This window comes from Streptomyces thermospinosisporus, assembly GCF_039526425.1.
Classification (GTDB): Bacteria; Actinomycetota; Actinomycetes; order Streptomycetales; family Streptomycetaceae; genus Streptomyces; species Streptomyces thermocarboxydovorans.
On the sequence record NZ_BAAAIZ010000009.1, the window covers coordinates 94,675 to 116,115 of the forward strand.

The following is a 21,441-nucleotide window of genomic DNA, read 5'->3' on the forward strand; positions in this document are numbered from 1 at the left end:
GCTGTTCCTGGAGCGGGGCTACGAGGAGACGACCGTCGACGACATCGTGGCGCTCGCCGGGGTCGGACGCCGCTCGTTCTTCCGGTACTTCCCGTCCAAGGAGGACGTGGTCTTCCCGGACCACGAGCGCTGCCTCGCCGACATGACCGCCTTCCTCGAGGCGAGCACGGACGAGGACGAACCGGTGCGGCGGGTGTGCGACGCGGCCCGGCTGGTGCTGCGGATGTACGCCGAGAAGCCGGAGTTCTCCGTCCAGCGCTACCGCCTGACCAAGCGGGTTCCGGTGCTGCGCGCCTACGAGCTGTCGGTGGTGTGGCGCTATCAGCGCGCCCTCGCCGGGTATCTGCGCAAGCGCTTCGCCGGGCAGCGCGACGCCACCCTGCGGGCCGATGTGATCGCGGCAGCGGTGGTGGCGGCCCACAACAACGCGCTGCGCGCCTGGCTGCGTTCGGACGGCAAGGGCGACGCGGAGGCGGCGGTGGACCACGCCCTGCGGCACGTCCAGGCCGCGTTCGGTGCGGTGCCGGTGCCCCCGGCGGGCGAGCTTCCCGAGGACGTGGTGGTGGTCGTCGCCCGTCGCGAGACGCCGCTGTGGCGGGTGGTGCAGGAGCTGGAGACGACCCTGGGCCACGGCTGAGCGCACCCCGTGCGGGGCCTGTTCGCAGACCGAGCGCACGTCGTGCGGCGCCCGTTCGCGCAATTCAGGGTACGCAGTGCCTTTACGAGTGGCACTCAGTGCCATACTCTGTCGCTGTGCACGGTGGCACGGCGAGCCGCGCACACCCGTGTCCGGGCGACCGGACACGCGGGATTCCGGCCGAGTGCAGGGAGTTGACCAGCGTGTACCACCACTCAGGAAGCGTCGCTCAGCAGGCAGCCGGCTCCGCGACGGGCATCCTCGAAGCGCAGGGCCCGGAGTCGGAGGCCATCCTCTTCCAGCGCTGCACCTGGTGCGGCACCGCGATGTACCACCGGTTGCTGTGCCCCGTCTGCCAGGGCAGCGATCTGCGCACGGAGCGCAGCGAGGGCGTCGGCACGGTCCGCCACTCGACGGTGGTGCACCGCAACACCCCGGCCGCCCGCAATGTGTCGCTGATCGAGATGGCCGAGGGCTTCGTGGTGCGGGGCCGGGTGATGGGCCCGCCCATCGGCATCCACAGCGGCGACCGGGTGCGGCTGTCCACCGCCAAGGACCCGGTGCGCGGCGAGCCCGTCTTCCAGCTGATCGACGAGCCCTACCGGGCGTGGACCTGACGGACCGGCAGAACCCGGCTGGTCGAAGCCCGGGAAGCGGCTGTGCCCGTCACAGGGTGATGCGGATGCCCACCGTGCCGTCCAGGCCGCGCCGCAGCCGGCTGCCGAGCAGCGTGAGCCGGCCCAGCAGTCCGTACTTGCGGGCGATCAGCTTGCGGTAGCGGGCGGTGGTCTCCGCGTCGCAGATCTCCGCGGTGGCGGGTACCTGGTCACCGGTGGGGTTGCCGCGCATGTCGCAGGGGCCGACGAGGACGTCGGGGCGGTTGCGGATCCGCTTGACCTTCCCGGAGTCGGCCGCGGTCCACACGCCGAGTGCGTCGCCGTCCCGCACCACCCACACCGGGGTGGCGACCGGCGTGCCGTTGCGCCGGTAGCTGGTGACCAACAGGTACTTCCCCGCCGCGAGCCGTGCCACCAACGCATCGTCCATACCGGCCAGTCTAAGACTCCGGGGCGGCCGCGGAGCCGCCCGCAACGGCGATCCGCATGCGGCGCACCGCCTCCTCGATCACCTCGGGTGAGGCGGCGAGGTTCAGCCGGGCGTGCCCGGCCCCGCCGGTGCCGAAGGCCGGCCCGGGGCTGAGGGCCACTCGGCCGCGTTCCAGGAAGACCCGCGCGGGGTCGTCGCCGAGCCCGAGGGCGCGGCAGTCGAGCCAGGCGAGGTAGGTGGCCTCGCCCGGCCGGTAGCGGACGTCCGGCAGGTGCTCGGCGAGGAGTCCGGCCAGCAGGCGGCGGTTGGCGTCGATCCCGGCGAGCACGGCGTCCAGCCAGTCGGTGCCGTCGCGCAGTGCGGCGGTGTGGGCGATGACGCCGAGGTGGCTCGGGCCGTGGCCGACCTCCTCGGGCATCCGGGCCAGGTCCTCGGCGGCGTCGGGCCCGGCGACGGCCAGGGCCGCCTTGAGTCCGGCGAGGTTCCAGGCCTTCGAGGCGGACATCAGGGACAGTCCGCGCTCGCCGCCGGGCACGCTCAGATACGGCACGAAGTCCGTGTCGCCGACGACCAGCGGGGCGTGGATCTCGTCGGCGACGACCCGGACGCCGTAGCGGCCGGCGAGGGCGGCGACGGCGGTCAGTTCCTCGGCGGTGTGCACGGTGCCGGTCGGGTTGTGCGGGCTGCACAGCAGATGGGCGGCGCGCCGGCCGCCCGCCACCGCCCGGCGGTAGGCGTCCTCGAGCGCGTCGAGGTCCAGGCGCCCGTCCGGGCCGAGCGGCGCCTCGGCCGTCCGGCGGTCCATGTGCCGCACGAAGTCGTAGAAGGGCGGGTAGACCGGCGAGTTCACCACCACCGTGTCGCCGTGGCCGGTGACCAGCTTGAGCATCTCCACCACGCCGAGCATCACGTCGGGCACCAGCGCGGTGCGCTCGACCGCCAGCCCGTGCCAGCCCCACCGCTTCTCCGCGAAGGCGGCGAGCGCCTCGGCGTAGGCGGTGCCGGCGGGGTAGCCGGTGTCGCCGAGTCCGAGTGCCTCGGTGACGGCCCGGACGACGGGGTCGGCGAGCGGCACGTCCATCTCGGCCACCCACAGGGGCAGTACGTCGTCGGGGTAGGTGCGCCACTTCATGCTGGTGCGGCGGCGCAGCTGGTCGAGGGTGAGGACGGCGAGGGGACTGGGTCCACCGGATGGTTCGCGCGGGATCCTGGCCATGGGCCGCAGGATAGGCGGCGGTGGCGTGCGGCGACATCACGCCAGCGGGCATGTCTTCCGGCCGATCCGGCGGGCGCTGAACGCGCCGGGGCCCGTACCCGTATGGAGAGAGGGCGCTCGAACCAAGGGAGCGCCCCGTGGTGTGCGCACCGCGCGCTGTTCAGGTACGGGAGCGATGCATGAGGCACGCACGACGACGGGTCGTCCGGCGAGTGACACGGCTGGCGGCCGTCGGCGGAATCCTCCTGGGATGCACGATGGTCACCCGCGCGGTGGCGACCGAGCCGCCCGCGGCCGACGCGGTGCCGTTCGCGGCGACGGCCGGCGACGTGGTGGACCAGGGGCCGGGAGCGCGGCTGGTGTCGCGGCTCGGCACCGACCGCACGGCGGGCAGCTGGATCGGCACCGACGGCCGGACGGTGGTCGCCGTCACCGACGAGGAGGCGGCGCGGGAGGTCGAACGGGCCGGCGCGAAGCCGAAGATGGTGCGGCACAGCATGAGCGAGCTGAAGTCGGCCACGCAGACGCTGCGTTCGGGCAAGCGCGTACCGGGCACGGCGTGGGCGATGGACTACCGCTCCAACGAGGTGGTGGTCCGGGGCGACAGCACGGTGTCGGCGGACGACTGGTCCGCTCTGACCGAAGTCGCCGAGGACATCGGCGGTTTCGTGCGCATGGAGCGCACCCAGGGCACCTTCACCACCCGGCTCAACGGCGCCACGCCCATCCTGTCCACCGCGGGCCGCTGCTCCGCCGGGTTCAACGTCACCGACGGGACGCGGGAGTTCATCCTCACGGCCGGGCACTGCGGGCCCGAGGGCTCGGTGTGGTTCTCCGACGGGCGTGGCCGCCAGGAGGTCGGCACCACGGTCGGCGCCAGCTTCCCCGGCGACGACTACTCCCTGATCGAGTACGCCGACGGACGCGCCGGCGAGGGCGCCGGTGTGGTGGCGATCGGGGACGGCAAGGGCGTGCGGATCACCGGAGTGGGCGAGCCCGCCGTCGGCCAGCGGGTGTTCCGCAGCGGCAGCACCAGCGGCCTGCGCGACGGCGAGGTGACCGCGCTCAACGCGACGGTCAACTACCCCGAGGGCACGGTCAGCGGGCTGATCGAGACCAATGTGTGCGCCGAGCCGGGCGACAGCGGCGGGCCGATGTTCTCCGAGGGCATCGCGCTGGGCGTGACCTCGGGCGGCAGCGGCGACTGCCGCACGGGCGGCACGACCTACTTCCAGCCGGTGACGAAGGCGCTCTCCGCGCTGAACGTCAAGCTCATCGTGGCCCCGCAGGAGGGCGGCCAGTCGGCGGCCCCCTCCCCCGCGCCCTCGGGTCCCGCGGCCGCCGCCCCGGGCGGTGCCTCGCCGGGCTCCTCGGCGCCGACGTCGGGCATCCCGAGTGCCTCCACCCTGCTGTCCCGGCTGACCGACCCGCGCAATGTGGGCCCGGGGCTGCTGGTGATCGGCGGCAGCATGGTGGCGCTGGTGGCCACCCGGTGGATCAGGGCGGAGCAGGACCGCAGGGCCTACCAGCGGCACTACTCGGCGATGTGGGGGTGACCGGCCGCCCGGGCCGACAGGGGCAGGGCACCCATGCGGTCATGGGTGCCCTGCTGACGGTTGTGTGATGCCGAGGTGATCGGCCGGAGCCTGCCGGCGGGAGGTCAGGCCGCCTTGGCCGGCTGCGGCAGGGCGGCGGCCCACTCCAGGACGAGGCGCTGGTACTCCTCGCGCTGCTCGCTGCTCAGTGTCCCGCCCGACCGGAGCCACAGGGCCCGGATCTCCTCGTTGACCTCGGCGGCCGATCGCTCGGCGGAGGGTTCAACAGTGGTGGACATGCTGTGAAGCATACGGGGCCGGACGTGAAGGCGCTGTGAGTAATCACCCCCGGACCGGGCATTTCGGACGTGTTGCTGATCACGTCATCCGGCGTGCCCCGCGGGCGAGTTCACGGGCGCCTCAAGCGCCCGGCACGGTTCACAGACGTCTCCGGGCGCCCCGCACGGTTCCACAGACGTCTCCGGGCGCCCGGCATGGTCCACGGGCCTCTCAGGTGCCCGGCTTGCGGCCGTAGACGTAGACCTCGTCGCCGGTCCTGAGCAGGGACCAGTACTTCTTGGCGTCGGTCTTGGTCATGTTGACGCAGCCGTGCGAACCGGGCGGGTTCCACATGCTGACGCCGACCGAGTGGAAGGCCTGGCCGCCGTCGAAGAACTGCGCGTACGGCATCGGCACGTCGTAGATGGTCGAGTGGTGGTTCTTGTTCCGCCAGTAGACCTTCTTCAGGCCGGTGCGCGTCTCGTAGCCGTCACGTCCGGTGCGGACCGGGACGGGGCCGTAGACGAGCTTCTTGCCGTCCTGGATCCAGCTGAGCTGGCGGGTGAGGTCGACACAGGCGATGCGGCCCTTGTTCACCGGGCACTTGCCCGCCTTGTTCGGGTTCTTCCCGGCGGCCTTCTGCTTGTTCATGAGGTCCATCACGCCCCAGGTGACCGGACCCGCGTAGCCGATGTTCGGCGTGATGCCGTGCTTGGTCTGGAAGGCACGGATGGCCTTGCAGTCGGCGGAGGACTGCTTGCCGTCGACCGGGCGGCCCAGGAACTTCTCCACCTGCTTCTGGTACGGGCCCGCCTTGGTCGTGCAGCTCGCGGCCTGCGCCGGTGCGGTGCCGAGCGCCAGCGTGAGCGGGATCACCATCGCGGTGAGCCCGAGGACGACGGCACTCCGTCTACGTATGTCCCCCATGATCCGATTTGCCTTTCCCGCGGAGTTGGGCGCATGGCCTGCGCACTCTGCCAGGTAGACGATCCATCGGAAAAGTCGGTTGTACGGACTTGGGTGCCGAAACCGAACGGTGACCTGAGACGAACAGCACAGATCACTCGCGCACCGACGGCCTCAGCGGACTCCTTCCGTCCGCGGCATGGCCTGGTGGAAGCCGGAGTTGACGGCCGTGATGCCGCCGTCGACGACGAGGGTGGCGCCGGTGATCCAGGAGGCGTCCCGGGAGGCGAGAAACGTCACAGCGGCGGCGACGTCCTCCGGCTCGCCGACCCGGCGCAGCGGGTACAGACCGCGCACGGCCTCCAGGTCGGCCTCCCGGCCCTCCCAGGCCCTGGTGCGGACCGTGCCGGGCGCCACGAGGTTGACGCGCACGCCCCGGGGCCCGGCGTGGCCGGCGAGGGTGCGGGTGAGGGAGATCAGCCCGGCCTTGGCGGCGCTGTAGGCGTGGTTGCCGAAGTCCTGCAGCCCGTTGACCGAGCCGATGTTCACGATCGCCCCGTGGCCGGACGCGGCCAGATGCGGCAGCGCGGCCCGGCAGCAGCGGTACGCGCCGGTGAGGGTGATGTCCAGGTCCGCCGCCCACTGCTCGTCCGGCTGCTCCTCGAAGCCGGGGGTGTCGGGCGAGCAGTGGGCCGCGTTGTTGACCAGGACGTCGAGCGAGCCGAAGGCGTCGGCGCAGCGCGCGACGGCCGCCTCCACGGACGCCCGGTCGGCCACGTCGCACTCGCACGCCTCGGCGCTCAGGCCCCGCTCGCGCAGGACCGACGCCGTCCGCTCGGCCTCGGCCCCGTCCACGTCGGCCACCAGCACCGCGGCGCCCTCCTCGGCGAAGCGCCGGGCGGTGGCGGCGCCGATGCCGCGTGCCGCGCCGGTGATCAGAACCCCGTACCCGTCGAAACGTCCCGTGTCCGTCGTCATGGCGTGACGGTATACGGCGCAACGATCACCGCGGGAGGGTCCGGAGCCGGTCTTTGCCGCCGGCCGGCGCTCGTACTCAGCGGTAGCCGGTGACGTCCGCCGGCTTGCCCGCGTCCTGCACCTCGACCAGGTAGCGCCAGGCGTCCGGGCGGCTGCCGTCCAGGTCGGTGAAGCCGTACTCGCGGGCGAGGCCGCCGCTGGAGAGGGACGCGCCGTTGTGGCGGGAGACGTCCGGGTCGGCGGCGAGGGCGGCGACCGCGCGGCCCACGTAGCGCGGGGTCTCGGAGATGGCGAAGTGGGTCACCCGCTCCAGGGCGTCGCGCCAGTTGTCCTCGCGCACCCCGAACTCCTCCAGCATGATCTCGGAGCGCAGCCAGCCCGGGGTGAGCGCGACGGCCGTGGCTCCCCGCGGGCCCAGCTCATGGCTGAGCGCGAACGCCATCCGCAGCACGGCGGACTTGGCCAGGTCGTAGAAGAAGCCGACCCGGTAGTGATCGCGGTTGTAGTCGGCGGTGCCGTCGGTGACCTCGACGACGAGGCCGCCGGGCCGGCGCAGCAGCAGGGGCAGCGCGTGGTGGCTGGTGATCGCGTGGGTGTCGATCGCGAGCCGGAGGAGCCTCAGCCCGTTGTCCAGGTCGTGCTCCCAGACGGGCGCGTCCCACTCGAAGAGCTTCTCGCCGCCCCAGATGTCGTTGACCAGGATGTCGAGCCGCCCCTGCTCCCGGTCGATCCGCTCCACGAGCGCGCGCACCTGTTCGGGGACGAGGTGATCGGCCGGTACGGCGATGCCCCGGCCGCCCGCCTCGGTGACCAGGTCGGCGGTGTCCTCCAGGGTCTCCGGCCGGTCGTACTCGGAGCGGCGCTCGCGGGTGCTGCGGCCGGTCACATAGACGGTCGCGCCGCCCGCGCCCAGTGCGACGGCGATGCCCCGTCCGGCTCCCCTGGTCGCCCCGGCGACCAGTGCCACCTTGCCCTTGAGTTCCTCCGCCATGTCCGGCCTCCCGCCGCTGGTGTGCTGTTTCCGACGCGCCTGCGCTGCCGGGCGCGGCGCGTACTGCTGCGATCGTGGCGGGTAAGCCGGACATCCTCTGTCACCTTTTCCGGCGGGTCGGCCTCCGGCGTGGACCGGTCCGGGTCAGTGGACCGGTCCGGCTCAGTGGCCGCGGGCGATCCACTCGTCCAGGTGCGGAGCCTCCGCGCCGATGGTGGTCTCGTCACCGTGCCCGGTGAGCACCTTCGTCTCCGGCGGGAGGGTCAGCAGCCGGTTCCGGATGGAGTCGATGATCGTCGGGAAGTGGGAGAAGGAACGGCCGGTGGCACCGGGGCCGCCCTGGAACAGCGTGTCGCCGGTGAAGACGACGCCCAGGCCGGGGTCGTACAGGCAGACCGCGCCCGGCGCGTGCCCCGGCGTGTGCAGCACGGTGAGATCGGCGCCGCCCGCCTCGATCACCTGCCCGTCGACGAGAAACGCGTCGGGCTCACGGTCGGGGTGGGTCTGCTTCCACAGCGGCAGGTCTTCATGGTGCAGCCAGACGGTGGCACCGGTGCGCTCGGCGAGGGCGGGAGCGGCGTTGATGTGGTCGTTGTGGGCGTGGGTGCAGACGATCGCCGTGAGCCGGCGGTCGCCGACGGCCTCGGCGATGGCGTCGGCGTCATGGGCGGCGTCGATGACGACCGCCTGGTGGTCGTCGCCCACGATCCACACGTTGTTGTCGACGTCCCAGGTGCCGCCGTCCAGGGTGAACTGCCCGGAGGTGACGACGCGTTCGATGCGGGCGGTCATCACAGCACCACCACCGAACGCAGCACGTCGCCCCGGTGCATCCGCTCGAACGCCTTCTCCACCTCGTCCAGCTGGATGGTCTCGGTGACGAACGCGCCGAGGTCCAGGCGCCCCTGGAGATGCAGATCGATCAGCATCGGGAAGTCGCGGGAGGGCAGACAGTCGCCGTACCAGGAGGACTTGAGCGCCCCGCCGCGCCCGAAGACGTCCAGCAGCGGCAGCTCCAGCTTCATCTCGGGCGTCGGCACGCCGACCAGGACGACCGTGCCGGCCAGGTCGCGGGCATAGAACGCCTGCTTGTAGGTCTCGGGACGGCCCACGGCCTCGATCACGACGTCGGCGCCGAAGCCGCCGGTGAGCTCCCGGATCGCCTCCACGGGGTCCGTGGTGCGCGAGTTGACGGTGTGGGTGGCGCCCATGGAGCGGGCGAGCTCCAGCTTCCGGTCGTCGATGTCGACGGCGATGATCCTGGCCGCACCCGCCAGCCGCGAGCCGGCGATGGCCGCGTCGCCGACGCCGCCGCAGCCGATGACCGCCACCGAGTCGCCCCGGCCCACGTTCCCGGTGTTGATGGCGGCGCCGATGCCGGCCATCACCCCGCAGCCGAGCAGCCCGGCGACCTCCGGGGCGACCGCGGGGTCGACCTTGGTGCACTGCCCGGCGGCGACCAGCGTCTTCTCGATGAAGGCGCCGATGCCCAGGGCCGGGGAGAGTTCGGTGCCGTCGGTCAGGGTCATCCTCTGGCGGGCGTTGTGCGTGTCGAAGCAGTACCAGGGCCGCCCGCGCAGACAGGCCCGGCACTTCCCGCAGACCGCGCGCCAGTTGAGGATCACGAAGTCGCCGGGTGCGACATCGCTGACGCCGTCGCCGACCGACTCCACCACTCCCGCGGCCTCGTGACCGAGCAGGAAGGGGAAGTCGTCGCTGATGCCGCCCTGCTTGTAGTGGAGATCGGTGTGGCACACCCCGCAGGCCTGGATGCGGACGACCGCCTCGCCCGGCCCCGGGTCGGGTACGACGACCGTCTCGATGCGTACCGGCTCGTCCTTCGCCGGTGCGATCACGCCGCGCACTTCCTGCGCCATGGTGCGACTCCTTCGTCGGCCGATGTCCGTCGCTGACGACCCTACGTCCGACTGATCGGTAAGCGCCGGTGTCCGCGCCGAACGCCTGCGGCCGGGCCGGGAGACGGGCGCTCCGCTTGCCCGGCTCGTCGGGGCGGAGGAGGCTCGTAGGCGGGGCCCCTCGCGGCCCGCTCCGAGGACCGCGCCGCGGCCCGTCGAAGGAGGTCATCATGGCAACCGCGGCAGAACCCGTCTTCACCACCGACACCCTGCGCCGCTGCATCGAGTCCGACTCGGCGACGGACCTGGTGTCGCTGTACGCCGACAACGCCGAGCTGCGCGTCGTGGACCACAACTCCCAGCCCAGCCACCCGAAGGTCCTGCACGGCCGCGACGAGATCGCCGCCATGCTCGACGACGTCTACAGCCGCGACATGACCCACAAGCTGGAGCAGTGTGTCGTCCAGGGGGATCACGCCGCCTACTGCGAGAGCTGTGAGTACTCCGACGGAGTACGGGTGCTCTCGGAGTCGATGCTCTCACTGAGCGACGGGAAGATCACCGAGCAGACGCTCATCCAGGCGTGGGACGAGTAGGAGAACGAGCAGGGTCATCGCGGGAGTGGGCGGGACGCGACCGCCCACTCTCCGGCGTGAGAGATCGGTCCATCCGCCCCCGCCGGACGCGCCGATCCGGGAGGAAAAGCCTGGTCAGAGGGCACGGGACAGGTAAAGCGGACGGGATGGAAAATCGGGGGTGTGAGTCCGGCGGAGCGGGTAGCCGAGCGGTATCCACCCTCTGATCGCGGGGAAGGAGGTCCGTGACAGCGCATCTACTCGCAGCGCCCGGGCCGCTTCCACCGACAACGAAGCGGCCCGGACCGTATGCGGACCGTCACCGCCGCGGAGGCAGCCGGTGCAGACGCACCTCGGTGAGCCGGCCGGAGTCGAGGGTGGCGGTCATATAGGTGCAGTGCGGCTGCCGGCGCCGGTCCGTCGGGGATCCCGGATTCAGCAACCGCAGCCCGTTCGGTGCGGTGGTGTCCCAGGGGATGTGGCTGTGCCCGAAGACCAGCACGTCCAGCTCGGGGAACCGGGCGGCGCACCGCTCCTCACGGCCCCGGGCGGGCCCCGTCTCGTGGATCACCCCGAAGCGCAGTCCGTCGAGTTCGGCGTAGGCGATCTCCGGCAGCCGGGAGCGCAGTTCGGGCCCGTCGTTGTTGCCGTACACCGCGACGAGCCGCCGGCTGCGGCTGAGCAGCAGATCGAGTGTGGCCGTGTCGACCCAGTCGCCGGCGTGGAACACGACGTCCGCGGCGGCGAGTTCACCGAGCAGCGCCTCGGGCAGCCGCTTGGCCCGTTTGGGAAGATGCGTGTCGGACGTCAGCAGCAGGCGCACTGGCACTCCATGGAGGGGCTGTCGATCACGGCACGGTCTTGTCGGTGGCGAATGGCCGGACCACACCGGCCACGGGGTTACGATCGGGCAACGCATACCAAGACAGCACGTTCGTCGGCAAGAAGACCCGAAGGGCCCCAAAACTCAATGCCGGTCAAGGTCAGCGTCATCGTTCCCGTCTACAACCCGGGAATCTACATCGAGGACTGCATCGCCTCGCTGCAACGCCAGTCACTTCCGCCCGACGAGTACGAGGCGATCTTCGTCGACGACGGCTCCACCGACGAAACGCCCGCCCGGCTGGACCGGCTCGCCGCCGAGGACCCGCGGGTGCGGGTGATCCACCAGGAGAACTCCGGCTGGTCGGGCAAGCCCCGCAACGTCGGGATCGAGGCCGCCCGCGGCGAGTTCGTGATGTTCGTCGACAACGACGACTACCTGGGCGACGAGGCGCTGGAGCGCATGTACGACTACGGCGTGGCGAACGACGCCGATGTCGTGGTCGGCAAGATGGCCGGCAAGGGCCGGGGGGTGCCGGTGGAGCTGTTCCGCCGCAACCACCCGCGGGCCACGGTCGAGACGGCGCCGCTGATCGACAGTCTCACCCCGCACAAGATGTTCCGGCGGGAGTTCCTCGACCGGATCGGGCTGCGCTTCCCGGAGGGGCGCCGCCGCCTGGAGGACCACGTCTTCGTCACCGAGGCGTATCTGCGGGCGAAGAACGTGTCCGTGCTCAGCGACTACGTCTGCTACTACCACATCCGCCGGGACGACGCCTCGAACGCCGGCTTCCAGCGGTTCGACCCGGTGGGCTACTTCAAGAACCTGCGTGAGGCGCTGGACGTCGTCGAGCGGTACACCGAGCCGGGCCCGCTGCGCGACCGGCTGTTCCGCCGCTGGCTGAGGGTGGAGATGGTGGAGCGGCTGCGCGCCAGGCGGCTGCTGGCCCTGCCGGACGGCTACCGCAGGGAGCTGTTCGCGGAGATCCACAAGGTCGTGGTGGAACGGTTCGGTCCTGGGGTGGCGGCCGGGCTGCAGCCGACGCAGCAGGTGGTGGCGGCGCTGACCGCCGCGGACCGCTACGACGACGTGGTGGCGTTCGCCGAGTGGGAGGCCGGGGTCGCGCCGAAGGCGGCGCCCGCCGAGGTCGAGTGGCGGGACGGCTCGCTGCGGGTCGGCTTCACCGCCGAGTTCACCGCCGCCAAGGAGCCGATGACCTTCCCGCGGGAGGCGAGCCGCACCCCGCTGACCGACGCACCGAAGACCGTGGAGGACGCGGTGCGGTGGGTCGCCGCGGAGACCGCGGCGCGCTTCGGCCAGGCCACCGCGGATCTGCTGCTGCGGGAACGCAACAGCGCCGCCCAGTACTTCCAGCCGGTCGAGTTCACCCGGGAGACGGTTCCCGCCGAGGACGGCGAGCAGGTGCGGCTGGTGCTGCGCGCCACCGCGACCGTCGATGCGGCCGCGCTGCCCGGCAAGGGCGTGTGGGACGCGGTGGTGCGGGTGAAGCTCGGCGGCTGGACGAAGGAGTGCCGCCTCGGCCCCGCCCCGCGCGCCACCCGTCCCGAGCCGTACGCGGCGGTGATCGGCGGCCGCGGTGTGCTGCCGTACTGGACGGAGCCGCACGGGAATCTCGCGCTGGACAACGACGTCAAGGCCAAGCGCACCGGTCTCGACCGGGTGGGCCGCGGCGATGTGTCCGTCGCCGGCGCCCGGATGACCGCACGGCTGCCCCTGCACGCCGCCGACGGGACGAAGGTGCGGCTGCGCTTCGTCTCCTCGCGCCGGACGCTGCAGGCGGACGCCACGCTGACCGGCGAGCCGGACGGGCCGGGCAGCCGGCTACAGGCCGCCCTGCCGGCGGCGCTGCCCCGAGGGGTCTGGCGCGTCTCGCTCTGCCTCGGCCCGGACGCCGCCGAACCCCGGTGGATCTCGCTGCCGTTCGCGCTGCGCGCCTCGGGCGGCGGCACACTGGTGGTGCCCGTCCCGCGGCCCGGCCGGCTGCGCAAGCTGCTGCGCCGGGCACGGCGCGCGCTCGGCGCCGCGCGCCGACGGGTCACTCCCCCGGTGAACGGCGGCAAGGGAAGGCGGTGAAGCGTGCGCGCGCTGGAGATCGAGGACGCATGGGTGCTGGAGCCGAAGGTGTTCCCGGACGAGCGGGGCAGCTTCCACGAGTGGTACCGGGGTGAGGAGTTCCGCGAGGCGACGGGCTACGACCTGTCGCTGGCGCAGGCCAACTGCTCGGTGTCGCGCCGCGGGGTGATCCGCGGGGTGCACTACGCGGACGTGCCACCCGGGCAGGCCAAGTACGTGACCTGCGTGCGCGGCGCGGTCCTCGACGTGATCGTGGATCTGCGGGTGGGCTCCCCCGGCTACGGCCGCTGGGAGGCGGTCCGGCTCGACGACGACACCCGTCACGCCGTGTTTCTCTCCGAGGGCCTCGGCCATGCCTTCATGGCCCTGACCGACGAGGCGACGGTGGTGTATCTGTGCTCCACCGGCTACGCCCCGAAGCGGGAGCACGGCGTGCACCCGCTGGACCCGGCCCTGGGCATCGCCTGGCCGGAGGGCATCGACCCGGTGCTGTCGCCGAAGGACCAGCAGGCGCCGGCGCTGGCCGAGGCGGAGCGCCTCGGCCTGCTGCCGGCGTACGAGACCTGCCGCGCACGCTACGAGGAGCTGCGCGGCAGGGGGTCAGCGGCTGACAGGGGGGTCAGCGGCTGACGCCGACCTGTTCCAGGGAGCGGCGCAGGGGCTCCCAGCCCATGCGCCGCGGCAGGCCCCGGTTGCGGGCCTGGACCAGCGGCTTCCAGAACTTCGCCTCGAGCAGCGCCTCGGGCGGTACGGCCCCGGCCCGCTCCAGGATGGTCTCCGGCACCTTCTGCGGGTCGGGCACCTTGTACTCGGCGAGGATCTCGTCGTACTTCTCGTGCAGCACCCGGTTGTCCGGGTCGGCGCCGAAGACGACGAGCTGGCCGGTGGGCTGGGTGTCGACCAGCACGGTCACCAGGTCGGGGCGGTAGCGCGCCAGCACCTCGGTGATCTTGAAGACGTCGCCGGTCCAGGCGGTGGTGTGCCGGTCACGGGCGGCCTCGTCGACGCTGCGCGGGAGCATGTCGTCCAGGACGATGACGCTGGCCCAGTCGGAGTGCTTCTCCACGTTCATGAAGTCACGCAGGGCGTACTCGAAGAGATGCATGCCGTCGATGAACGACAGGTCCAGCGTGGTGCGCCGCCAGTACCCGAACGGGCTGCGGCCCCGGCGCAGGTTGCGCAGCGGATGCCGGCCGCCCTTGAGGTGGGCCAGCGGGTTGTCCCGGGCGAAGAAGTCGTCACTGGTGGCCTTGACCAGATGGACGTCGCACTTGATCTCCGAGACCACCTTGAACGCGGGGTCGACCGCGATGCTGGGGACGCGCGACAGCCGCAGGCTGCGGCCGTCGTTGACGCCGATCTCCAGGTAGTTGCGGTTGGCGCTGACCTTGTGCAGTTCCCGCAGGAACTCATGGCGTTTCACGAAGAGAACTCTCCTTGCGGATGCGGGGCATTGCTTCGTGCAGGGCGGCACGCCAGTCACGCGGAGCCGGCAGGCCGATCTCCTGCCAGCGGCCGTGTGCGAGGGCGCTGTACGCGGGACGCGGGGCGGGCCGGGGGAAGGCGTCCGTGGTGGTGGGCCGGACCCGGGACGGGTCGGCGCCCAGCAGCCGGAACACCTCCTGGGCCAGGTCGTACCAGGTGGCCTCCCCGGAGTTGGTGGCGTGGAAGACGCCGTGGGCGCCGTCGCCGATGCGGGGGCCGAGGTCGGCGACGCGGGCGGCGACGTCGGCGCTCCAGGTCGGCTGGCCCCGCTGGTCGTCGACGACGTCGACGGTGGGGCGGCGGGACTCGAGGCCGATCATGGTCCGGACGAAGTTGTGGCCGTGCACCCCGTAGAGCCAGGCGGTGCGCACCACGGCGCTCGCACCGGGGAGTTCCTCCAGCACGGCCCGCTCGCCGCCGAGCTTGGAGCGGCCGTAGGCGGTGCGCGGGGCCGGAGGGTGGTCCTCCTGGTAGGGGGTGGTGCGGGCCTCGCCGGAGAAGACGTAGTCGGTGGAGACATGGACGAGCCGGGCGCCGTGGCGCGCGCAGGCGCGGGCGAGCAGGCGGGGGCCGTCGGTGTTGATGCGGGTGGCGGTCTCCTCGTCGCTCTCGGCGTCGTCCACCGCCGTGTACGCGGCGCAGTTCACCACGAGGGCGGGGCGGTGCTCGGCCAGCGCCCGGTCGATGGCCTCGGCGCTGGTGATGTCGAGCATCCTGCGGTCGAGGCCGGTCACCTTCTCGCCGCGCCGGGTGAGTTCCTCGACGACGTCGCGGCCGAGCATGCCGCCCGCTCCGGTGACCAGCCAGCTCACGACCGCTCCCCCGCGACGCGCCGCTTCAGCGGTTCCCACCAGGCGCGGTTGTCGCGGTACCAGGCGACGGTCTCGGCGAGGCCGGTGGTGAAGTCGTGCCGGGGCCGGTAGCCGAGTTCGTCGCGCGCCTTGGTCCAGTCCACGGAGTAGCGCAGGTCGTGGCCCTTGCGGTCCTCGACGTACTCCACCCGGTCCCAGCCGGCCCCGCAGGCCTCGAGGAGCAGGCCGGTGAGTTCCTTGTTGGTCAGCTCGGTGCCGCCGCCGATGTTGTACACCTCGCCGGGGCGGCCCTTGGTGCGGACGAGTTCCACACCGGCGCAGTGGTCGTCGACGTAGAGCCAGTCGCGCACATTGAGGCCCTCGCCGTAGAGGGGGACCTTCTTGCCGTCGAGGAGGTTGGTGACGAAGAGCGGGATGACCTTCTCGGGGAACTGGTGCGGCCCGTAGTTGTTGGAGCAGCGGGTGACCCGCACGTCCAGGCCGTGGGTGCGGTGGTAGGCCAGGGCGAGCAGGTCGGAGGAGGCCTTCGACGCCGAGTAGGGGGAACTCGGGTTGAGCGGATACTCCTCGGTGGCCGACCCGGACTCGATGGAGCCGTAGACCTCGTCGGTGGAGACGTGCACGAAGGTCGACAGGCCGTGCCGCAGGGCGGCGTCCAGCAGGACCTGGGTGCCGACGACGTTGGTGAGGACGAAGTCGGAGGCGGTGAGGATCGAGCGGTCGACGTGCGACTCGGCGGCGAAGTGCACCACCTGGTCCGCCTCGCCCACGAGTTTGTCGACCAGCTCGGCGTCACGGATGTCGCCCTGGACGAACTCCAGGCGCGGGTGATCGAGTTGCAGGTTGTCGAGGGTGCCGGCGTAGGTGAGCTTGTCCAGCACGGTGATGCGCGGCGCGTCCGGCGTGTCGGCGGCGAGCAGCGCGGCCACGTAGCGGGACCCGATGAAGCCGGCGGCTCCGGTGACGAGGAGATTCATGAATGGATCTGCACCTTGCTGTGGTCTCCGAGGACAAGTCGGTGTGCGCTGGGGACGCTGGGTGCCGGCGTCACCTCGACGTGCCGGCCGATCAGTGAGGACTCGATCCGGCCGACGCCGTCGATCGACGAGTCCCGCAGCACGATGGAGAATTCGAGTTCGCTGTCACTGATCCGGCAGTTCTCCGCGATCGAGGTGAACGGGCCGACATAGGAGTCGCTGACGACCGTACCGGATCCGATCACGGCGGGTCCGACGATGCGGCTGTTGACGATCCGCGCGCCGGGCTCGATCACCACCCGGCCGATGGTCTCCGAGCGGTCGTCCACCTCTCCGTCGATGCGGCGCTCCATGCCTTCCAGGACGGAGCGGTTGACCTCCAGCATGTCGACGACGTTGCCGGTGTCCTTCCAGTAGCCGTGGATGACGGTGCTGCGCACATCGGCGCCGTAGTCGATCAGATGCTGGATGGCGTGGGTGATCTCGAGTTCACCGCGCCAGGAGGGCTTGATGGCCCGCACCGCTTTGTGAATGGCCGGGGTGAAGAGATAGACGCCGACCAGGGCGAGATCGCTCTTGGGATTGTCGGGCTTTTCCTCGAGGCCGATCACTTGTCCTGAGTCGTCGAGTTCGGCGACTCCGAAGGCGCGTGGATCGGCGACCCTGGTGAGCAGGATCTGCGCATCGGGACGGTGCCTGCGGAACTCGTCGACGAGCCCGGTGATACCGCCGACGATGAAGTTGTCGCCGAGGTACATCACGAAGTCGTCGTCGCCGAGCCAGTCGCGGGCGATCAGCACGGCATGGGCCAGTCCGAGGGGCTTCTCCTGGGGAATGTAGGTGACCTGCAGACCGAATTTCGATCCGTCGCCCACTGCGTTCTCGATCTCTTCCGCCGTATCACCGACAATCATCCCGACGTCGGTGATGCCCGCGTCCGCGATGGACTCCAACCCGTAGAAGAGGACGGGCTTGTTGGCCACGGGCACCAACTGTTTCGCCGAGGTGTGGGTGATCGGCCTCAGCCGGGTTCCGGCGCCACCGGACAGCACGAGAGCCTTCATCTGACTCACCATAGCCGTTCACCGGCACGGCAAACATCATTGGAATTGCACGTCGATCGGCAATTCCCGGCTCAGTCGGGGGCGGCGGCCCCGGTCACCTGCTAGTCCTCGCCCCTGACGATGATCTCCCCCATACCCGTGTTCGAGGTGTCGGAGTCCGTCCGGTCGATGACGGCGGGCAGGCAGGTCCGCAACGGGGTCTTCCCGCGCAGCCGCTGGGCCCTGGCCCAACCGGTCTCCGGCCGGCGCGGCCGGGGCTTGTCACTGATCTCCGAGGTCACGACACACCATCTTCTCTCTGCGAACTCTGCGGCTTCGGGTCCCCGGCGGCCGGGCGCGCAAACACCGGGCCGTCGCCATATACCTCTTTCATGCTCGTACCACTGTTCTCGAGGACGCCCCGCCGCGCCCGGGCGGTTCCCGGCCGGCGCCGGGCCGGGCTCCGGGCGGCTCACCTCGCGGGTGCGCCGTCCTCGAGGACGAGCTCCGCCCACACCTGTTTGCCGCCGCTGACCGGCACGGTGCCCCAGGACGCCGACAGGGCCTCGACCAGCAGGATGCCGCGGCCGCCGGTGGCCTCCCAGCCGATGCTGGTGGGCTTGACCGGGGTCCGCGGTGAGGCGTCGGCGACCGCGAGGCGGAGCCGGTCGTTGACCAGGGTGATGTCGAGGCGGACCCGGCCGTCGGTGTGCACGAGGGCGTTGGTGACCAGCTCGGAGACGACCAGCAGGGCGGCGTCGAGATTCTCGGTCACCCCCCAGGAGCGCAGGGTGCGCCGGGTGAAGCGGCGGGCGTGCCCGACCGCCTGCGGCACCCGCCACACCGTCCAGCTCTCCCGCCGGGGGCGCAGCGCCATGCCGTCGTAGCGCATGATCAGCAGGGCGATGTCGTCGCTGCGGGGCGCGTTGCCGAGCAGGGCGTCGGCGATCGGGCCGAGGTGGGCCGGGTTGGCGGCGGACAGCTGGTCGGCGAGGCTGCGCATGCCCTGGTCGATGTCGGCCTCGTGGGACTCGACCAGCCCGTCCGTGGTGAGGGCGATCAGGGTGCCGCGCTGGAGCCTGAGCGGGCTCATCGGGAAGACCGCCTGCCGGACGACGCCGAGCGGCGGGCCGCCCTCGGCCTCGGCGATGTCGGTACCGCCGTCCGGGTGACGCAGCACCGGCGGGAGATGCCCGGCGCGCACGCACCACGCGGAGCCCTCCTCCATGTCCACGTCGACGTAGCAGCAGGTGGCGAAGAGGTCGGTCTCCATGTCCATGAGCAGCCGGTTGGCGTGGGAGACCACCACGTCGGGCGGGTGCCCCTCGATGGCGTAGGCGCGCAAGGCGGTGCGCATCTGGCCCATGAGGGTGGCGGCGCCGGCGCTGTGCCCCTGGACGTCGCCGATGACCAGGGCGACGTGGTTGTCGGGCAGCGGGATGACGTCGTACCAGTCGCCGCCCAGCTCCAGGCCGGCCGTGCTGGGCAGGTAGCGGGCCACGGCGACCGCGCCGGGCAGCCGCGGCAGCCGGCGCGGAAGCAGCTGGCGCTGGAGCATGCCGACGAGTTCGTGCTCGGCGTCGAAGGCGCGGGCCCGCATCAGGGCTTGCCCGGCGAGGCCGGCGGCGGCGGTCAGCAGGGCGCGCTCGTCGGGGTCGAAGTCGTGCGGGGTGTCCCAGCCGATGAGGCAGGCGCCGGCCATGCGGTTGCCGGCGGGCAGCGGCAGCATGGCGAGTCCGCCGGGCCCGACCTCGGCGAGGGCGGGCTCCAGGGGGCTTCCGGCGGGCCAGATCTGGGCGCGGCCCTCGCGCAGGGCGGCGGCGAGGGTGGGCATGGCGCGCACCGGCGCGTCGGGCCACTCGGTGCGCCACTCCGAGCGCCACAGCTCCGGCCAGGCCTCGGGCTCCGGGGGGTCGAGGACGGTGACGACGAGCCGGTCGCTCTCCAGCTCGGCGAGCGCGATCCGGTCGGCCCGCAGCGGTCTGCGCAGCGCGGCCACCACGGCCTTGCCGACGTCCCGCACGGTGACCGCGGTGGCCAGGGCAGCGGCGAGGCGCTGGACGCGGGCGACGTCGGTGACGTCGGAGCGCAGGGTGGAGGCGTCGGCGACGGAGCCCACCAGCCGGGCGGGGCGGCCCTCGCCTCCGGACAGCAGCCGGCCGCGCAGCCTGAGCCACCTGGGCGGTCCGGCGGGCTGCAGCACCCGGAACTCCAGCTCGCGGTCGCCGATGGACATGTGGTCGGCCTCGACGACGGACATCAGCGCGGGCAGGTCCTCCGGCACGGTCAGGCTCAGCAGGGTCTCCACCCGGCCGTCGAACTCCCCGGGGGCGAGCCCGAACAGCTCCAGGATCTGCTCGCCGGCCTGGACCCGGCCGGTGTCCATGGCCAGGCTGAAGGCGTCGGGCGGCAGCTCGCCGCCGTCGGGGGCCGGCTCGGGGCCCGACGGCGGCGCGGGGATGAAGGCGGCGTCGGCGATCAGCTGCAGACAGGCCCGGTCCTCGGGGTCGAAGCCGCCGGGGCGCTCGCTCACCGCGAGCAGGCAGCCGCCGCCGTCGTCCACCGGCAGTGCGGCCAGGGAGAAGTCGTAGGCGGGGATGCGCCGGGACTGCGCGCGCTCGTGCAGCTCCTTGGTGCCGAGCCACACCGGCTGACCGCGCCTGAGGGCCTGGGCCGCCGGGGAGTGCCCGGAGGCAGGGTAGCTGTCCCGCACGCCGTACAGCGATCCGGGGGCGCCCACCGACTCCACCATCTGCAGCACCTCGCCGTCGGCGGCGCAGGTGTAGACGGCGGCGAAGGCGGCGCCGGCGAAGACGAGGGCCTGCTCCAGGACCCTGCGCAGCCGTTCGGGCGACTCCTGATCGACCGTGATCGTTCTCAGAGCGCCTTCCGCACGAACAGTTCTCGTGCTGCCTCGCACAGCGCCTTCTCCGACCACGTTGGCCATTACAGCGCTAATGAGAGACCTGCGCAGCCCCTGTGGTCGTTCCGGGACCCATCAGAAGGGCGGCCGGGCGGACCAGGTGCCGCAGATGGGGACATTCCTGCTCGGGAGGTGTGCGGAGGCGGCGTAGCGGCACGGGCGGGGGTAGACGGAGCTCACGGTGACCGGGGCCGCCGGGAACGGGCCGGCCCGGGCCGCTCGCCGTGCGGGACGGGGCCGCAGGGAGCAGATTGGTCCAAAGCCGGGTGCGCGGCCGTGCGAGGAGGTGGTCGGCGTGTCCGAGCAGTCGTCCGCGCAGGCGCCGGCGAGTGTGCGCGCTCCGGTGGGCCGGCCGCTGCTCTCCTTGACGCTGGCCTCGATGATGGACGAGGTGCACGCCCATTCCGGGGCGGTGTATCTGCTCTCGCCGGACCAGCCGGTGCTGGAGATGGCGGTGATGGCGGGTCTGCCCCGGGCCTTCGCCGCCCCCTGGGAGCGGGTGGGGCTCACTGCGCCCATCCCGGTGTCCGACGCGGTGCGTGAACGGCGTCTGGTGTGGGTCGGCGACCAGGAGGAGATGGCCCGCCGCTACCCCCGGATCGCCGTGGTGCTGCCGTACCCCTTCTCGCTGGCCGCGCTGCCGGTGGCGACCGAGACCAGGGCGTACGGGGCCGTCTTCGTCACCTGGCCCGGCAGCCATCCGCCGGTGCTGGCCGACTGGGAGCGCGACCATCTGCTCGCCGCCGCCGACCGGCTGGCGATGCGGCTGGAGCGGGCCGCCGAGCAGTCCGTGCCGGTGCTGCCCGAGCCGGATCTGCTGGCCGCTCCGCTGGTGGGCGGGATGGCGGGCACTCTGGGCTCGGTGGAGGCGGCGCGCATGGTGGCGCGGCTGCCGTACGGCCTGTGCTCGCTGGATCTGCACGGCAGGGTCGGGTTCGCCAACGCCGCCGCGAGCGAGCTGCTGGACGTGACGGTGAGCCACCTATCCGGCGACGGAGGTGGTCCTCTCCCCCGGTTCGCTGCTCGTGCTGTACACCGACGGTCTGGTCGAGTCCCCGGGCACGGACTTCGAGGAGGCGCTGACCGAACTGCGTCACCGGCTGACCGAGCTGGGCGACCGGCCCCTGGACGACCTGGCCGACGCGCTGGTCCGGCATGCGTCCGGCACCGAGGAACGTCTGGACGACATCGCGCTGCTGCTGCTGCGGGCGCTGCCGGAGGACTGACACCGGCCGCGGGCGGCACGGAGCCGGCCCGGTCCGCC

Annotated in this window: 22 protein-coding genes and 1 pseudogene; 8 read left to right on the forward strand and 15 right to left on the reverse strand. The window is 72.1% G+C overall.

Annotated elements, in window-relative coordinates; all coding sequences use genetic code 11:
- The first annotated feature begins 1 nt into the window (after nt 1).
- Both ABD207_RS04430 and ABD207_RS04435 read left to right on the forward strand, forming a co-directional pair.
- Nucleotides 2-637 (forward strand): TetR family transcriptional regulator, encoded by a 636-nt coding sequence (locus tag ABD207_RS04430; RefSeq protein ID WP_344010183.1) that lies wholly within the window; start codon nt 2-4, stop codon nt 635-637.
- A gap of 203 nt (nt 638-840) precedes the next feature.
- A complete protein-coding gene (locus ABD207_RS04435; RefSeq protein WP_167990303.1) occupies nt 841-1,254 on the forward strand; it encodes a Zn-ribbon domain-containing OB-fold protein in 414 nt (137 codons plus the stop codon).
- A gap of 49 nt (nt 1,255-1,303) precedes the next feature.
- On the opposite strand, the gene ABD207_RS04440 is transcribed toward ABD207_RS04435, so the two are convergent.
- Together ABD207_RS04440 and ABD207_RS04445 are read right to left on the reverse strand one after the other, a co-directional pair.
- A complete protein-coding gene (locus tag ABD207_RS04440; protein ID WP_344010185.1) occupies nt 1,304-1,684 on the reverse strand; it encodes a PPOX class F420-dependent oxidoreductase in 381 nt (126 codons plus the stop codon).
- A gap of 10 nt (nt 1,685-1,694) precedes the next feature.
- Entirely contained in the window at nt 1,695-2,900 is a 1,206-nt protein-coding gene (locus ABD207_RS04445; RefSeq protein WP_344010186.1) for a MalY/PatB family protein, read from the reverse strand.
- Nucleotides 2,901-3,079: 179 nt separating this feature from the next.
- Here ABD207_RS04445 and ABD207_RS04450 point away from each other — a divergent pair, with 179 nt between their 5' ends.
- Nucleotides 3,080-4,456: a S1 family peptidase gene (locus ABD207_RS04450; RefSeq protein ID WP_344010188.1), complete on the forward strand. Its 1,377-nt coding sequence runs from the start codon at nt 3,080-3,082 to the stop codon at nt 4,454-4,456.
- Between the two features lie 104 nt (nt 4,457-4,560).
- On the opposite strand, the gene ABD207_RS04455 is transcribed toward ABD207_RS04450, so the two are convergent.
- From ABD207_RS04455 to ABD207_RS04480, 6 genes are all read right to left on the reverse strand, one after another.
- The gene (locus tag ABD207_RS04455) at nt 4,561-4,746 is read right to left on the reverse strand and encodes a hypothetical protein (RefSeq protein WP_167990297.1); all 186 of its coding nucleotides are present in this window, start codon (nt 4,744-4,746) and stop codon (nt 4,561-4,563) included.
- A gap of 199 nt (nt 4,747-4,945) precedes the next feature.
- Nucleotides 4,946-5,641 carry a L,D-transpeptidase family protein gene (locus ABD207_RS04460; protein WP_344010189.1) on the reverse strand — a complete coding sequence of 232 codons (696 nt, stop codon included), beginning with the start codon at nt 5,639-5,641 and terminating at the stop codon, nt 4,946-4,948.
- Nucleotides 5,642-5,794: 153 nt separating this feature from the next.
- A complete protein-coding gene (locus ABD207_RS04465; RefSeq protein WP_344010191.1) occupies nt 5,795-6,598 on the reverse strand; it encodes an SDR family NAD(P)-dependent oxidoreductase in 804 nt (267 codons plus the stop codon).
- Between the two features lie 76 nt (nt 6,599-6,674).
- Nucleotides 6,675-7,589 carry an SDR family oxidoreductase gene (locus ABD207_RS04470; RefSeq protein WP_344010193.1) on the reverse strand — a complete coding sequence of 305 codons (915 nt, stop codon included), beginning with the start codon at nt 7,587-7,589 and terminating at the stop codon, nt 6,675-6,677.
- A gap of 162 nt (nt 7,590-7,751) precedes the next feature.
- On the reverse strand, nt 7,752-8,381 hold the full coding sequence (locus tag ABD207_RS04475) for an MBL fold metallo-hydrolase (RefSeq protein ID WP_344010195.1): 630 nt from the start codon (nt 8,379-8,381) through the stop codon (nt 7,752-7,754).
- Nucleotides 8,381-9,466 carry an S-(hydroxymethyl)mycothiol dehydrogenase gene (locus ABD207_RS04480; RefSeq protein WP_344010197.1) on the reverse strand — a complete coding sequence of 362 codons (1,086 nt, stop codon included), beginning with the start codon at nt 9,464-9,466 and terminating at the stop codon, nt 8,381-8,383. Before ABD207_RS04480 ends, ABD207_RS04475 begins: the two co-directional genes overlap by 1 nt.
- Nucleotides 9,467-9,675: 209 nt before the next feature.
- Between ABD207_RS04480 and ABD207_RS04485 the strand changes: the two genes are divergently transcribed.
- Complete coding sequence (locus ABD207_RS04485; protein ID WP_344010198.1) at nt 9,676-10,041, forward strand: nuclear transport factor 2 family protein; 366 nt, start codon at nt 9,676-9,678, stop codon at nt 10,039-10,041.
- A gap of 298 nt (nt 10,042-10,339) precedes the next feature.
- On the opposite strand, the gene ABD207_RS04490 is transcribed toward ABD207_RS04485, so the two are convergent.
- Complete coding sequence (locus ABD207_RS04490) at nt 10,340-10,843, reverse strand: metallophosphoesterase family protein (protein WP_344010199.1); 504 nt, start codon at nt 10,841-10,843, stop codon at nt 10,340-10,342.
- A 147-nt stretch (nt 10,844-10,990) separates the two neighbouring features.
- Between ABD207_RS04490 and ABD207_RS04495 the strand changes: the two genes are divergently transcribed.
- Nucleotides 10,991-12,937 (forward strand): glycosyltransferase family 2 protein, encoded by a 1,947-nt coding sequence (locus ABD207_RS04495; RefSeq protein ID WP_344010201.1) that lies wholly within the window; start codon nt 10,991-10,993, stop codon nt 12,935-12,937.
- Between the two features lie 3 nt (nt 12,938-12,940).
- Nucleotides 12,941-13,567, forward strand: coding sequence for a dTDP-4-dehydrorhamnose 3,5-epimerase (rfbC, locus tag ABD207_RS04500; RefSeq protein ID WP_344010202.1), 627 nt, complete (start codon nt 12,941-12,943; stop codon nt 13,565-13,567).
- Here the strand turns inward: rfbC and ABD207_RS04505 are convergent.
- From ABD207_RS04505 to ABD207_RS04530, 6 genes are all read right to left on the reverse strand, one after another.
- The gene (locus ABD207_RS04505; protein WP_344010204.1) at nt 13,557-14,360 is read right to left on the reverse strand and encodes a class I SAM-dependent methyltransferase; all 804 of its coding nucleotides are present in this window, start codon (nt 14,358-14,360) and stop codon (nt 13,557-13,559) included. The genes rfbC and ABD207_RS04505 overlap by 11 nt on opposite strands.
- Complete coding sequence (rfbD, locus tag ABD207_RS04510) at nt 14,347-15,234, reverse strand: dTDP-4-dehydrorhamnose reductase (protein ID WP_344010206.1); 888 nt, start codon at nt 15,232-15,234, stop codon at nt 14,347-14,349. The genes ABD207_RS04505 and rfbD overlap by 14 nt, the downstream gene beginning before the upstream one ends.
- Nucleotides 15,231-16,211: a dTDP-glucose 4,6-dehydratase gene (gene rfbB, locus ABD207_RS04515; protein ID WP_344004779.1), complete on the reverse strand. Its 981-nt coding sequence runs from the start codon at nt 16,209-16,211 to the stop codon at nt 15,231-15,233. Before rfbB ends, rfbD begins: the two co-directional genes overlap by 4 nt.
- Complete coding sequence (locus ABD207_RS04520; RefSeq protein ID WP_344010207.1) at nt 16,208-17,275, reverse strand: glucose-1-phosphate thymidylyltransferase; 1,068 nt, start codon at nt 17,273-17,275, stop codon at nt 16,208-16,210. Before ABD207_RS04520 ends, rfbB begins: the two co-directional genes overlap by 4 nt.
- A gap of 101 nt (nt 17,276-17,376) precedes the next feature.
- Nucleotides 17,377-17,556: a hypothetical protein gene (locus ABD207_RS04525; RefSeq protein WP_344010209.1), complete on the reverse strand. Its 180-nt coding sequence runs from the start codon at nt 17,554-17,556 to the stop codon at nt 17,377-17,379.
- A 170-nt stretch (nt 17,557-17,726) separates the two neighbouring features.
- The gene (locus tag ABD207_RS04530; protein WP_344010211.1) at nt 17,727-20,201 is read right to left on the reverse strand and encodes a SpoIIE family protein phosphatase; all 2,475 of its coding nucleotides are present in this window, start codon (nt 20,199-20,201) and stop codon (nt 17,727-17,729) included.
- A 262-nt stretch (nt 20,202-20,463) separates the two neighbouring features.
- On the opposite strand from ABD207_RS04530, the pseudogene ABD207_RS04535 reads away from it, so the two are divergent.
- Nucleotides 20,464-21,168, forward strand: a pseudogene (locus tag ABD207_RS04535) (PAS sensor protein); the annotation flags it as partial.
- A gap of 7 nt (nt 21,169-21,175) precedes the next feature.
- On the forward strand, nt 21,176-21,403 hold the full coding sequence (locus ABD207_RS04540) for a SpoIIE family protein phosphatase (RefSeq protein ID WP_344010213.1): 228 nt from the start codon (nt 21,176-21,178) through the stop codon (nt 21,401-21,403).
- Nucleotides 21,404-21,441 lie beyond the last annotated feature (38 nt).

Bases quoted from the DNA above. Each gene is read 5' to 3' on its own strand.
- ABD207_RS04470 (WP_344010193.1), bottom strand. From the start codon at position 7,589: ATGGCGGAGGAACTCAAGGGCAAGGTGGCACTGGTCGCCGGGGCGACC.
- rfbB (WP_344004779.1), bottom strand. From the start codon at position 16,211: ATGAATCTCCTCGTCACCGGAGCCGCCGGCTTCATCGGGTCCCGCTAC.
- ABD207_RS04450 (WP_344010188.1), top strand. From the start codon at position 3,080: ATGAGGCACGCACGACGACGGGTCGTCCGGCGAGTGACACGGCTGGCG.
- ABD207_RS04445 (WP_344010186.1), bottom strand. From the start codon at position 2,900: ATGGCCAGGATCCCGCGCGAACCATCCGGTGGACCCAGTCCCCTCGCC.
- ABD207_RS04455 (WP_167990297.1), bottom strand. From the start codon at position 4,746: ATGCTTCACAGCATGTCCACCACTGTTGAACCCTCCGCCGAGCGATCG.
- ABD207_RS04475 (WP_344010195.1), bottom strand. From the start codon at position 8,381: ATGACCGCCCGCATCGAACGCGTCGTCACCTCCGGGCAGTTCACCCTG.
- ABD207_RS04465 (WP_344010191.1), bottom strand. From the start codon at position 6,598: ATGACGACGGACACGGGACGTTTCGACGGGTACGGGGTTCTGATCACC.
- ABD207_RS04495 (WP_344010201.1), top strand. From the start codon at position 10,991: ATGCCGGTCAAGGTCAGCGTCATCGTTCCCGTCTACAACCCGGGAATC.
- ABD207_RS04520 (WP_344010207.1), bottom strand. From the start codon at position 17,275: ATGAAGGCTCTCGTGCTGTCCGGTGGCGCCGGAACCCGGCTGAGGCCG.
- ABD207_RS04485 (WP_344010198.1), top strand. From the start codon at position 9,676: ATGGCAACCGCGGCAGAACCCGTCTTCACCACCGACACCCTGCGCCGC.
- ABD207_RS04480 (WP_344010197.1), bottom strand. From the start codon at position 9,466: ATGGCGCAGGAAGTGCGCGGCGTGATCGCACCGGCGAAGGACGAGCCG.
- ABD207_RS04460 (WP_344010189.1), bottom strand. From the start codon at position 5,641: ATGGGGGACATACGTAGACGGAGTGCCGTCGTCCTCGGGCTCACCGCG.
- ABD207_RS04530 (WP_344010211.1), bottom strand. From the start codon at position 20,201: ATGGCCAACGTGGTCGGAGAAGGCGCTGTGCGAGGCAGCACGAGAACT.
- ABD207_RS04440 (WP_344010185.1), bottom strand. From the start codon at position 1,684: ATGGACGATGCGTTGGTGGCACGGCTCGCGGCGGGGAAGTACCTGTTG.